Raw genomic sequence first — 13,944 nt, 5'->3', positions numbered from 1 at the left:
TTTATTCATTGTATCAGACCCTATATAGGCTATATAGGGTCTATAACTTCAAAAGCAATAGCTAAACTTATTTAATCACCTTAATAGGATAGCCCAATGCTTCAAGCTTTGGTGAAATAGCTTGTTTATCACCCACAATGACAATAATCATCTCAGATAATTTAAGCTGTTCAGCCGCAAGCTGATTTAGCTCTTTCGCTGTGATGTTTTCAACAATGTCAGCTTGCTGTTCAGTAAAGTCATCGGCCAGTTTGTAACGCTGAATAATGCGCATAAACCCTGCTTTTTGATATGGCGTTTCATAGTCTAATGCTTTACCTTGAGAAATCGAACTGCGCATAAAGGCCAACTCTTCTTCCGTCATACCGTCTTTTTGGAACTGCTTTATTTCATTAATAAATTCAGTTACTGACTCCGCTGTCACATCACTTCTCACACTTGCAGAAGCTTCAAAACGTCCAGTTAAGTCATTACCATTAAAGCCAGTACGCGCGCCGTAGGTATAACCTTTATCTTCACGAAGATTTAAGTTAATCCGACTATTAAACGCGCCGCCCAATGGATAATTCATTAAGAATGCTTTGAAGTAATTACCAGTAGCATCATAAGGTAAAGCACGTTTACCCATTTTAATCACTGATTGGGCAGCATCTGGTTTATCAATGATATAAATGGTGCCACCAGCAAGCTTAGGCAATGGTGGTAATGCCATAGGCTCATTAGTTTGACCTTGCCATTGCTCAAATACAGCTAATGAAGGCATGATTTCTTGCTGATTTAAATCAGACACCACGACCATCTGTGCATTGCCAGCTTTATACTGCTGCTGATAAAACTGCTTCACATCATCAAGCGTTAATCCTGATACAGTCTCAAGAGTACCACCAGCATTAGCACTTAAATGGCTATCATCGCCATAAAGTAAGCTTGAAAAACCACGGCTAGCAAGAAAGTTAGGATCTGACTCTTGATGCTGTAGACCTTGAATTTCCTGTTGCTTTAAGCGCTCAAAATCCGCCTCAGCAAAAGCTGGACTAAATAACTTTTCTTGTAAAATAGCTAATGTCGGCGTTAGGTTCTCTGTCAAACTCGACACTTGAATATAGCTTTGCGTGGCTGATGCACCGAACGAAATACGACTACCTAGCATTTCTAGTGCGCCCGCTAACTCTTCTGTTGTGCGCTTTTCAGTTGACTCGTTTAGCATTGACGCGGTTATTGAAGCTAAGCCTGCTTTATCCATTTCAGGAAGTCGATTTCCTCCTTCAAGATAAATTAATAACTCAACGGTTGGGGTTTCATTACTTTCAGTCCCCATGACCTCAATACCATTAGCTAATGATGCAGTCCAAAGCTGAGGTACTTTAAGTACAGGGGCGTCACCAACTTTCGGCATGACTGTGCGATCAAAGCTTGAGGTAATTTGACGGACATTTTCAGTGCCCGTTACCGCTTCCTCAGCAATAGGTAGCATAGTCGGAGTAAAGTTATCCGGTTTTGCAATAAGCTGTTTTGCACCTTCTGGGACAACGCTCATCACCACCATCGGTTTATCTTTAATATATTTGTTGAAAACGCGCATAACGTCTTCTTTCGTGACACTGGCGTATCGCTCAAGATCACTTGCGACCATATTCGGGTTATCGAAAAAGGTTTGATTATAAGCCAGTGTTGATACCTTACCTTTGACACTTTGCATGCCATAGATAGTGTCCGACTCAAATTGTACTTTTACTTTTTGTAAATCATCGTCAGTCACCCCACGTTGCTCAAATTCAGCAATAGAGTCAGTAATCTTTTGCTCAAGGTCAGCAAGGTTAGCACCACTAGCCGGGTTAGCTAATGCAAATAAGGTTAAACGACAAGATAACTCTTGGCACGGGTGCCCTACCGAGGCTTGCACCGCAAAACCATCTTTTACTAGGTTTTTATAGAGTAATGAGGTTTTACCCCCACCTAATATGTTTGCTAATAAATCTAATGCGGCTTCATCTTGATGACGAGCGTATACCGTTGGGAATCCCATGTAGACAAGTGGTAAATGTACCTTGTCTTCCATAGAGATATAACGAGTTTTATCTAAACTCACAGGCGTTTTAGGATCAGCATTCACTTCAGGGCCACGTGCTAACTCACCAAAGTACTTATTCACCATGGCAAGGGTTTGCACTTCATCAAAGTCACCGCCAATGGTTAATGTTGCATTGTTAGGGCCATACCAACGTTTAAAAAAGTTTCTGACATCATCAACCGTGGCACGTTCTAAATCTTCTGGCCAGCCAATTACTGGCCAAGAATAAGGGTGCCCTGCTGGAAACATTGCTTGATTGAAACGCTCATTCAAACGCCCATAGGGCTGGTTATCAATACGCTGAGCACGTTCATTTTTAACTGTCTCACGCTGTACTTCAAACTTCTCGCTAGTCAACGCTGGCAACAAAAAGCCCATTCGGTCTGACTCTAGCCACAACATTTTTTCTAGCTGATTGCTTGGCACCGTTTCAAAGTAGTTGGTTCGGTCGGTATTAGTGGTGCCGTTTAAGGTGCCACCTGCTTCGGTGATCACTTTAAAGTGTTGTTCATCGCCCACATTTTGCGAACCTTGAAACATCATGTGCTCAAATAAATGTGCAAAGCCACTGCGGCCAGCCACTTCGCGAGCTGAGCCCACATGATAGGTCACATCAACATGAACTAAAGGATCTGAGCTGTCTTGATGCAGAATGACCGTTAAGCCGTTTTCAAGTTGGTACTTTTTATAAGGGATGCCTATCGCATCTGATGCTTGAACGGTTTCAAGTAAGGTCACCCCGTCGGGTAATGATGAAGAGGTGGTTGCTTCATGAGCGCAGCCACTAATAGCGATTGAAATTGCCGCTGCTAAGATCCATTTTTTCACTCTATTCTCCTTGAATAAATATAAGGTCAGTGAGATGTGCTAATGTCATCTCTGACAGCAGGGAATACATAGGGTTTCAGTAAATTTCACCTTATTGATTCAATTGCTGAAAAAAGCCTCACTGACATTATTTATAAAATACGATTCGTATAAAATACTTTGGTGTAAAACGCCTATTACTATCGTTTTACCACGCCCACATAAAGGCCGCTACTATTAAAGAGTATCGAATTGTTTTGCCAATCAAAATCATGATTGTAGAAGGGACTATGGGTAGCTTTAACCAACCTGCAATTAAACACAAAATATCACCAATCAAAGGTAGCCAAGACAAGAGTAATGCCCAGTAGCCATATTTTTCAATTAAATTTAATCCATGTTGGTATTTTTTAGAGGCAAAGTCCTCTGGCGTCTTAGCGAATCGACCTAAATAGCCTAAATAGTAACTTGTAATCGCTCCTAACGAATTACCTACGCTGGCAACCACCAGCAAAGATACCCAAGTTTCAGGCGCATCTGTTAGCAAAGCCACAAGTAAAACTTCTGAACCTCCAGGTAACAAAGTTGCCGCTAAAAACGCCCCACTAAACATTAACCATAACGCAGTCATTTACTTTACCTAATGATATCTATAGAGTTTTAAACACTTTCAACTATACAGACGACAAAGTTAGCAAGTTGTTGAATTTTAAAGTGCATTTAACATATTGTGTTTTTGGAATAAGTTATATCAAAAACGGTTTGTTCCACCTTGGAACACTCAATACAATTCGAAAATTGTTCAGATAAAGACTGTAGTTAAGCAATATTAAAATAAGCTGAACATGATATGGCTTATCGACGTATTCTTGCTCGTAACAAACAAATCAACAATGACTATCAATGGCCTTTATGTGTGATTGTGTTAGGTTATTGAAATAATAATCCCCTTGCCTACTTTAAAGAGCAAGTATAATAAATAGTTGGAATTGAAATGATTTTTCAAACCTTGAAACGTATTCCTTTTTGGCAGAAAGTGCTAGCGGGTTTCGCATTTGGTATTTTAGCAGGTATCGCACTTGGCGATAGCGCCATAATGTTAAAGCCACTAGGCGACTTATTCATTAGTGCCATTAAAATGCTGGTCGCACCGTTAGTATTTTGTGCCATCGTAGTTAGCATTACTTCTTTAGGCTCACAAGCAAACCTTAAGCGGCTCAGCCTCAAAACCTTAGGCATGTTTATGCTGACAGGTACGGCCGCATCATTTATTGGCCTAGCCATTGGTAGCTCATTCGACATGGGCGGCAGCATTGAGCTAGCAACAAGTGAAGTGCGTGACCGAGATATTCCGGGCTTCGCTCAAGTATTACTGAACATGATCCCCGAGAACCCTTTTGCATCACTAGCTGAAGGTAAAGTACTCCAGATTATTGTCTTTGCCGCGTTAGTCGGTATAGCGATTAATACCGTTGGCGAAAAAGCAGCGCCTTTAAAAAACACCATTTCAGCGGGTGCTGAAGTGATGTTTGAATTAACTCGTATGGTGTTAAAACTGACTCCAATTGGTGTATTTGGCTTAATGGCGTGGGTTGTTGGCGAATATGGATTATCAACTCTACTTCCACTTGGTAAGTTCATCTTAGCCATTTACGTTGCCGCATTAATTCACATTATTTTCGTTTACGGCGGTTTAATTAAGTTTGTTGCTCGCTTAAGCCCAGTGCAGTTTTTCCGTAAAGCAATGCCTGCCCAACTAGTGGCTTTCAGCACCGCATCAAGCTTTGGCACATTGCCTGCCAGTAATAAATGTACTGAATCAATGGGTGTATCAAAACGTTATAGCGCATTTGTATTGCCACTAGGCGCCACCATGAACATGGACGGTTGTGGCGGTATTTACCCAGCAATTGCGGCTATCTTTATTGCTCAAATCTACGGTATTCCGTTAGACATGACTGACTATATGTTGATTGCGGTTACAGCGACGGTAGCATCAGTAGGTACTGCTGGCGTGCCGGGAAGTGCAATGGTGATGTTAACCGTAACACTAGGTGTTGTGGGTTTACCGCTTGAAGGGATTGCCTTTATTGCCGCTATCGACCGCGTCATTGATATGATCCGTACTGCAACCAATGTCACTGGCGATATGATGACAGCTGTTGTTATTGGTAAAAGTGAAGGTCAGTTTGATGAAGAGCAATTTTACTCAAATGAGAAAGTCGTTGAACAAGCAGCTTAAGCTTTAGCATTAGTTCAGCTTGATATAGCGCGATAAAATCAAAAATGGCAGATGAAATCATCTGCCATTTTTATTGCCTGCTTTATGACAATTTTGTCATTAAAACGTAGCGTTTTAAATAAACATTAGAACTTGGCATTAAACCACACCCAGCCTTTATCGGTATCAACTTTACCCGCAGCCACATCACCTGCAGAATAAGCCGCATACTTAACACCAACAGTATAGTGGTCATAGAAAGGTACACTAAACACCGCGTTAATTTCTGAGCCTAAATCATCGACAACCGCACTCGATTCATCTGCATCAAACTCATGATAAGCCACAGCCCATTTACCACCGATTACGTTACCGCCAATCGACGCATACAAGTCAGCTAAACCTTGTTTAGGAGTGGTTAAGAATTGGTCCGTCCAACCATTAAAGCCGTGCAGTGTTGCCAATGGAGTCGAGAAACCATAGTCGCCGCCATCAGATCCTAACAGCTCATAACCTATTTTGAATGTGACCACTGAAAGTCCAATGCCACCTTCAACGCTCATATAATCAGCAGAATAAGATTGACCTGCAGTGTCTGAGTCTTGCGTCGCGTACTCTGCAGAATAAAGTACTTTAATATCACCAATATCGGTTTTTCCCGCGAAACGGACACCGTAGGTATCCAGACCATTTTCAATATTGGTATCTTCTTCCAGAAGGTAACCATAAGCACTTAATGTACCGAAGCCCGTTTTTAATTGAGCATTGATTAAATTATCTTTTGAATCGATATCTTTCTCTTCAGCAAAGATACGATTACGTTGAGTAATGTAACCGTAATCAATTTTAAAAACGTCGTTGAATTTATATTCAAGCATAAGCCCGTCAAAGGTCTGCCTATCTTGACGCCAGCCTACATGACCAACAAAACGTTGGTTATCAAAGGTAATCACTTGACGGCCACCTTTAGCAGTGAAACCTTCGTAATTGTATTTTAAAAAGAATTGGTCAAGCTCTGTGGTTTCTGGATCGGCAATGACCGAATAATCAGGGTTCTTACCGAGAGTGTTGTTGTAATCATCAACCCCAGCCACGACGCGTGAATCTTCAAACTCTACTAACGAACTAAAACCATAGTAATCAGCTGTGGCATAAGTAAGTCGAGTACGTAGCGTAAAAGCATCTGCATCTTTTAGTGCGTTATCTTGCTCAACCATTTCATAACGAAGGTTAAGGTCTACCTTGACCTTTCCCTCGGTAACCGCTTCTGCAATCGTTGTTGCTTCTGCTGCATGTACTTGGCCCATCAATGCCAATGAAGCAGGTGCAAGTAAAGTCAAAGCAGACTTGGCTAACTTTTTATTGATTAAGCTTGCAAGTTGGTTCTTTCTCATCATATTTCCCTTATTGTATTTAAAGCTTATCCATCAGAATAATCTTAGCCAACATTAGCAGTTTCATCATTACTAATTGATGAATTGCTAATATTTATATTCTCAACTTTGCGTTGTTTTTCGTATAAGAACTTCAGTACCTCAGCTCTTAAATGGTTATAATCTTTATCCTCTGCGAGTGCTAAACGCTCTCTAGGACGAGGTAAGTTTACGTCTAAAATTTCGCCTACTGTTGCCGCAGGGCCATTGGTCATCATCACAATTTTGTCTGACAGCAACACCGCTTCATCAACGTCATGGGTGATCATAATGACCGTGTTATTGAGCTCATTCTGAATCTCCATCAACGAGTCTTGCATATGGGCTCTGGTTAACGCATCAAGAGCCCCAAAAGGCTCATCCATCAGTAAAACCTCAGGCTCCATTGCCAGTGCTCTAGCAATACCAACACGTTGTTTCATACCACCTGATATTTCGCTGGGTAACTTATGCATCGCATGGTCCATATGAACTAGTTTCAAGTTGTATTCAATCCAATCTTTCATTTCTGCTTTGGATTTTTTATTCTTAAACACCTGCTTTACGGCTAACTCAACATTTTGATATGAGGTTAACCAAGGCAGCAATGAGTGGTTCTGAAACACAACGGCACGTTCTGGCCCTGGTTCTGCCACTTCTGTGCTATTTAAAATCACGCCACCTTTGGTTGCTTGGTATAAACCCGCGACAATGTTCAGTACCGTAGACTTACCGCAACCTGAGTGACCAATCAGTGACACGAACTCGCCTTTATTGATTTTAAGGTTCACTTCCTTAAGCGCTTTAAATGGCCCTTTAGGTGTAGGGAAATCCATATCAATGTTACTTATGTCTAAAAAAGTGCTCATTAGATTTTCCTCTCATTCATGACTTGCTTTTATCCCACGAGAACCAACGTTGTAACGCCAGCACTCCTCGGTCGAGTAAAAAACCAATTAGACCAATAACCACCACGGCAGCCATAATGCGTGCCAATGACTCTGAACTACCATTTTGAAACTCATCCCAAACGAACTTACCTAGCCCTGGGTTTTGTGCCAGCATTTCTGCCGCAATCAATACCATCCAAGCAACGCCAAGCGATAAGCGCATACCCGTAAAGATGAGTGGAATCGAAGCCGGTAACACAATTTTCTGAATATGGGTCAACGGAGATAAACGCAGTACACGACTCACGTTCACTAAATCAGAGTCAATATTGGCTACACCAAGAGAAGTATTAATCATCATTGGCCACAAACTACATAAGGTGACCGTGAGTAAAGAATTAATAAACGATTTAGACACCATAGGATCTGGCGATACATACAGGGCACTGACAACCATTGTCACCAAAGGTAACCAGGCTAATGGCGATACAGGCTTAAAAATTTGCACTATCGGATTCAGTGCAGCATTTAGCGTTGGACTCAAGCCCATCCAGATTCCCATTGGAATCGCAATAGCAGCAGCCAAGATAAAGCCTGACATCACTGTCACTAGACTTGTAAAAATCTGGTCAACAAAGGTTTCTTTACCTGTGTATGCTCTGACTTTCACAACATAGCTAGGGTCAACTTCTAATCGTGCAGCATTTCGCTTGTCTTGACGCTCATAAAAGGCCTCGGCTTTCACTCTTTCAGCATTATGCTCTTGATATAAAGCCCCAAACTGTTCTGCTACGGCAACAGGACCTGGGAATTTACCTAACGAGGTGTTAATGCTATTTGCAGCAATTGACCAAATCACTAAAAAAACCGTGATGCCAATGACAGGCAGTAGCAATGCTTTACTGGCTTGAGCCATCCAAGAGACTAAAGAGGTCAATTTACTTTTATCGAGCATTAATCGATCGGTTAAGCGTGTAATGGTTGTCATAATGTGTTCCTTAACTCCGCGCTAAACGTAAGCAAGTTGATGACTCAGCTTGCTTACGAATACATCATCTAGAGTTTGTCGCCCTGCTTTAAGCCAATAGCGAATTTGCTTAAATAATCATTAGGCGCACTACCGTCATAAACGATGTCATCAATGAAGTGCTGCTGTGGTTTTTTGAACCCCGTTTCCGTTGCAAAATCAGGGAAGTGCTTAGCTTCGATTGTCTTATCATCAATCAGAGACTGTGCAGCTTTAGCGTAGATATCAGGACGATAAACTTTTGCAGCAACATCTTTGTACCAAGCATCAGGCTTGTCATCTGAGATTTGTCCCCAACGGCGCATTTGAGTCAAATACCAAATCGCATCAGAGTAATATGGATAAGTTGCGTTGTAGCGGAAGAACACATTGAAATCAGGTACTGAACGCTTATCACCTTTTTCGTATTCAAAGGTACCTGTCATGCTATTGGCAATCACATCGTAATCGGCGCCAACATAGTTTGACTGTGACAAAATCTTAACTGCAGCAGGACGATTAGCATTGTTGTTATCATCTAACCATTTCGCCGCTTTGATCAGAGCACGGGTTAATCGAATTGTTGTGTTAGGGTATTTTTCTGCAAATTCAGCTGTTATACCAAAGACTTTCTCAGGGTTATTTTTCCAAATCTCATAATCGGTAACCACTGGCACCCCAATACCTTTAAACACGGCTTGTTGGTTCCATGGCTCACCCACGCAGTAGCCATAAATCGTGCCCGCTTCAAGGGTTGAAGGCATCTGTGGTGGTGGCGTCACTGATAAAAATGCTTGGGCATCTAACTGACCTGAAGTATCACCTTTATGAGGCGCGTAGTAACCAGGGTGGATACCACCTGCTGCTAACCAATAACGTAATTCGTAGTTATGAGTTGAGACAGGAAATACCATACCCATTTTAAATGGCTTACCCGCCTCAGTATATTCCTCTACCACTGGTTTTAACGCATCAGCTTTAATAGGGTGAACGGGTTTCCCGTCACTATCTTTGGCAATATTGGGTTTCATCTTGCTCCAAATATCATTTGAAACCGTAATAGCATTACCATTTAAGTCCATCGAAAAAGGCGTGATGATGTGAGCTTTAGTGCCATAACCAATCGTGGCTGCTATCGGTTGCCCTGCCAGCATATGTGCGCCATCTAAACGTCCATCGATAACACCATCTAATAGCACCTTCCAGTTAGCTTGTGCTTCGATGGTCACATATAAACCTTCTTCTTCGAAGTAACCATTTTCATAAGCAATCGCAATCGGTGCCATATCGGTTAATTTGATAAAACCGAACGTTAACTCTTCTTTTTCAGGAAAGCCGACCTCTGCCATAGCAGGAGCGACTGCCGTAAACGACACAGCCAATAGAGTATGTTTAAGTGCTTTTTTCCAATTCATCTTTCTATCCTTGTTAAATTTAAAAAAGTTAAGTCAAAAACTAAATTTGAAATAGGGAAAACCAAAAAGGCGCCAACTACTCCCTAAGGAATAATTAAGCGCCTTTGCTTAAATTAATTTATCTCTTTCAAGGCTCATAACACAGCTAATCGATTAAATAACCAACGACATATGCGACTTATGAGCACTACTGAAAACTCGAATTGTTGATAAATACTATTCAGCAACCGTGCCAATCTTTTAAGTTGATGTTTTTAAACAAGTTTATAAATTAAGCACTGGTAGTACTCATAAAGGGTGATACCAATTCAGTGCAACATAAGTTCAATCGCACCTAAATGGGTACTTGAACGGCAAAGTATCCCCCTAAAGAGGTGCAACATTTTTTTTGAAACGAAAAATCACTTTTGAATAAATGAGATGAGGTTGAATGAGACTTAGTTTGCTGAGATCAGATTTAATGAGACTAGGTTTAATGAGACTTAGTTTGTTGGGAGTAGGTTTAATGAGACTTAGCTTGTTGAGATTAGATTTAATGATACTTAGTTTGTTGAGACTTAGTTTAATGAGACTAGGTTTAATGAGACTTAGTTTGTTGCGAGTAGGCTTAATGAGACTTAGTTTGTTGAAAGTAGGTTTAATGAGACTTAGCTTGTTGAAACTAGGCTTGTTGAGACTAGATTTAATGAGACTTAGTTTGTTGGGAATAGGTTTAATGAGACTTAGCTTGTTGAAACGAGGTGGAATAGATTTGAGCAGGATAGGATGGTCTAACACCTTATATGGCATGCATCAGTGCAATAACAATTTTAAGCCAATAAAAAAGCCACTGTTAGTCAGTGGCTTCATTCGATTACTCGCGTTTACTTGTCGCTACATTTGATAACGATTAGCCTAATACTGCAAGTAATACACCCGCTGCCACAGCGCTACCTAGAACACCAGCAACGTTAGGCCCCATAGCGTGCATCAGTAAGAAGTTTTGCTGATTAGCCTCAAGACCTACCTTGTTTACAACACGCGCTGCCATAGGAACCGCAGATACGCCCGCTGCACCAATTAATGGGTTTATCTTGCCGCCAGATAACTTAGACATCAATTTAGCCATCATCACACCTGCCGCAGTACCAATACTGAAAGCAACAGCGCCTAAGACTAAAATGCCTAAAGTTTCGATGCGCAGGAATTCTTCAGCTTGCAGTTTTGAGCCCACTGCTAAACCAAGGAAAATCGTCACAACGTTAATTAACTCATTCTGTGCAGTGCTTGAAAGTCTATCAACCACGCCACATTCACGCATTAAGTTACCTAAACAAAACATACCTACTAGTGGTGTTGCTGCTGGTAAGAACAGAATTGTCATACCGACCACCATCAGTGGGAAGATGATTTTTTCTTTCTTACTGACCTCACGAAGCTGTTCCATCTTAATGGTACGCTCTGATTCGCTGGTTAATAGACGCATAATCGGTGGCTGAATTAATGGTACTAAAGCCATATAAGAGTATGCAGCAACCGCAATCGCACCTAATAAGTCTGGCGCAAGCTTCGAGGCTAAGAAAATAGCTGTCGGACCATCTGCACCACCAATGATGGCAATAGCAGCCGCATCTTGCATGGAAAATTCAAAGCCTGGCACTAGGTTCAGTGCAATCGCACCTAGCAAGGTAGCAAAAATGCCAAACTGCGCAGCTGCGCCCAATAACAAGGTCTTCGGGTTAGCAATCAATGCACCAAAATCTGTCAGTGCACCTACGCCCATGAAAATCAATAGCGGGAAAATCCCCGTTTCAATTCCCACATGGTAGGCATACCAAAGCAAACCACCTTCGTCGGTAAAACCTGCATTTGGAATATTCGCTAAAATGGCACCAAAACCAATCGGTACTAATAATAGCGGCTCAAAACCTTTAGAAATGGCAAGGAAAAGTAATAAGCCTCCAATTGCCATCATAAATATTTGATCAGGTGCGAAGTTAGCAATACCCGTCTCAGACCAAAAGGCCATTAATCCTTCCATGCTATCTCCTACGCTAATGCTAACAGTGGCGAACCAACTGTAACTGCATCACCTTGCTTAACTGATATATTACGAATGATACCCGCAGTTTCTGCACGCACTTCTGTTTCCATTTTCATTGCTTCAAGGATGATGATGACATCACCTTCATTGACTTGATCGCCATCATTAACCAAGACTTTGAAAATATTGCCAGATAATGGCGCATTCATCGTGGTTTTGATTGTATTGCTGACAGGAGCATGTGGCGCTAATGGTGCTGGCGCTTGTGAGCCCGCTTCAGTGGTTGCAGGAACGATTTGGCTTATATCGCCACCCTCACTCACTTCAACGACAAAGTTTTGCCCCTGAACATTAACAGTGTACGTTTCAGGGCCTTTCTCTGTTTTCGCAGCAGGTACAGCCATATCATCAGCACTTGGGACTGGCTCAAATGCATCTGGATTACCACGGTTAGATAAAAACTGCAGGCCGATTTGGTTGAATAATGCATACGTCATCACATCGTCATCAGTTTCAGTCGCTAAACTAAAACCATCTTTCTTAGCGATGTCGCTTAACTCGGTCCGTAGTTTTTCAAGTTCAGGCTCGATAAGATCGGCAGGACGACATGTAATCGCTTCTGCGCCATTTAGTACTCTAGCTTGTAGTTCTGCGTTAACAGGGGCTGGTGTTGCGCCGTACTCACCTTTTAATACGCCTTCTGTTTCTTTTGCGAGTGTTTTATAACGTTCACCCATCAGGACATTAATAACTGACTGTGTGCCGACAATTTGTGAGGTTGGTGTAACTAGAGGTAAGAAGCCAAGATCTTCACGTACTCGTGGGATTTCTTCTAATACTTCATCCATCTTGTCAGCAGCGCCCTGCTCTTTAAGCTGGTTTTCCATGTTAGTTAACATGCCACCTGGCACTTGTGCACGCAAGATACGAGAATCAATGCCTTTAAGCGCACCTTCAAAACGTGCATATTTTTTACGTACATCTCTGAAATATGCAGCAATCTCTTCAAGGGTCGCCATGTCATAACCCGTTGAGCGGCCATTATCTTCTGCCATTGCCACCAGTGTTTCAGTTGCTGAATGACCATAAGTTTGGCTCATAGAAGAAATCGCAGTATCAAGAACATCAATACCGGCTTCGATGGCTTTTTGGTACGTTGCAGTACTTAAACCCGTTGTAGCATGGCAATGCATTGATACCGTTAAATCAGTTTGTGATTTCAAACGGCTAATAAGGTCATAAGCTTCCATTGGTTTAAGTAAACCAGCCATGTCCTTAATACATAACGAGTCACACCCTAAATCTTCGAGGTTTTTCGCCATTGAGACCCAAGTATCAACAGTGTGAACTGGACTAGTGGTAAATGAAATCGTACCTTGGGCATGACCGCCGACCTGTTTAACCGCTTTTACTGCAGTCTCTAGATTTCGTACATCGTTCATCGCATCAAAAACACGGAAAACGTCAACGCCATTTGTATGTGCGCGCTCAACAAAGCGCGTCACTACGTCATCAGCATAGTGACGGTAACCTAATAAATTTTGGCCACGCAGTAGCATCTGCTGTGGAGTATTTGGCATCACTTTTTTCAATTCGCGAATTCGATCCCAAGGATCTTCGCCTAAATAACGGATACAAGAATCAAATGTTGCACCACCCCAAGATTCTAAAGACCAAAAACCAACTTTATCCAGTAAAGGAGCGATAGGTAACATATCGTCTAAACGCAGGCGTGTTGCAAGAATAGACTGATGGGCGTCTCGTAATACTACATCTGTTAACGCTAAAGGCTTGCTCATAAATACTCCTAAACTGTTAATCTTTTGCACGATACTGATGAATAGCAGAGGTAATGGCTGCTACTAACTTAGGATCAAGTGTTGTTGCTGAAGCTGCGACAGGTGCTGGCGCATAGGCAACGGTAGGTTGAATCTCTGACTTGCATAATCTGGCGACGATTTTAATACCGACAATTAGCATACTCAAAAATATGAATACTAAGCCCATCCCCATTATCATCACGCCTAGGGCGTCAAATAACTGCTCAGATATTGAAGTCATACATCCTCTCTTGTCTTAATGTTCAATCAGTGATTGCA

10 protein-coding genes are annotated in these 13,944 nt (G+C 41.8%); 1 reads left to right on the top strand and 9 read right to left on the bottom strand.

The window, feature by feature from the left end:
* Positions 1-67: 67 nt before the first annotated feature.
* Positions 68-2,899, bottom strand: a complete 2,832-nt coding sequence (locus L2737_RS04970) for a M16 family metallopeptidase (RefSeq protein ID WP_248954963.1) — start codon at positions 2,897-2,899, stop codon at positions 68-70.
* Between the two features lie 187 nt (positions 2,900-3,086).
* Positions 3,087-3,509: a YqaA family protein gene (locus tag L2737_RS04965; RefSeq protein ID WP_102526508.1), complete on the bottom strand. Its 423-nt coding sequence runs from the start codon at positions 3,507-3,509 to the stop codon at positions 3,087-3,089.
* Between the two features lie 363 nt (positions 3,510-3,872).
* On the opposite strand from L2737_RS04965, the gene L2737_RS04960 reads away from it, so the two are divergent.
* Complete coding sequence (locus L2737_RS04960; RefSeq protein WP_102526509.1) at positions 3,873-5,120, top strand: dicarboxylate/amino acid:cation symporter; 1,248 nt, start codon at positions 3,873-3,875, stop codon at positions 5,118-5,120.
* Between the two features lie 125 nt (positions 5,121-5,245).
* On the opposite strand, the gene L2737_RS04955 is transcribed toward L2737_RS04960, so the two are convergent.
* The 7 genes from L2737_RS04955 to L2737_RS04925 form a co-directional block, all read right to left on the bottom strand.
* Positions 5,246-6,493, bottom strand: a complete 1,248-nt coding sequence (locus tag L2737_RS04955) for an alginate export family protein (RefSeq protein ID WP_371997044.1) — start codon at positions 6,491-6,493, stop codon at positions 5,246-5,248.
* A 44-nt stretch (positions 6,494-6,537) separates the two neighbouring features.
* Positions 6,538-7,380 (bottom strand): ABC transporter ATP-binding protein, encoded by an 843-nt coding sequence (locus L2737_RS04950; RefSeq protein WP_102526511.1) that lies wholly within the window; start codon positions 7,378-7,380, stop codon positions 6,538-6,540.
* 16 nt (positions 7,381-7,396) lie between these two features.
* On the bottom strand, positions 7,397-8,356 hold the full coding sequence (locus tag L2737_RS04945; RefSeq protein ID WP_428848377.1) for an ABC transporter permease: 960 nt from the start codon (positions 8,354-8,356) through the stop codon (positions 7,397-7,399).
* 101 nt (positions 8,357-8,457) lie between these two features.
* Complete coding sequence (locus L2737_RS04940) at positions 8,458-9,756, bottom strand: CmpA/NrtA family ABC transporter substrate-binding protein (RefSeq protein ID WP_248955114.1); 1,299 nt, start codon at positions 9,754-9,756, stop codon at positions 8,458-8,460.
* Between the two features lie 955 nt (positions 9,757-10,711).
* Positions 10,712-11,842, bottom strand: a complete 1,131-nt coding sequence (locus L2737_RS04935; RefSeq protein ID WP_229370123.1) for a sodium ion-translocating decarboxylase subunit beta — start codon at positions 11,840-11,842, stop codon at positions 10,712-10,714.
* A gap of 8 nt (positions 11,843-11,850) precedes the next feature.
* Positions 11,851-13,644 carry a sodium-extruding oxaloacetate decarboxylase subunit alpha gene (gene oadA / locus L2737_RS04930; RefSeq protein WP_102529596.1) on the bottom strand — a complete coding sequence of 598 codons (1,794 nt, stop codon included), beginning with the start codon at positions 13,642-13,644 and terminating at the stop codon, positions 11,851-11,853.
* Positions 13,645-13,660: 16 nt separating this feature from the next.
* A complete protein-coding gene (locus tag L2737_RS04925) occupies positions 13,661-13,906 on the bottom strand; it encodes an OadG family protein (RefSeq protein WP_102529597.1) in 246 nt (81 codons plus the stop codon).
* Positions 13,907-13,944: the final 38 nt, after the last annotated feature.

The sequence above is a fragment of the Shewanella electrodiphila genome, assembly GCF_023283985.1.
Classification (GTDB): domain Bacteria; phylum Pseudomonadota; class Gammaproteobacteria; order Enterobacterales; family Shewanellaceae; genus Shewanella; species Shewanella electrodiphila.
The sequence above is the reverse complement of the archived record's forward strand: the minus strand, read 5'-3'. Positions and strand labels throughout refer to the sequence as shown.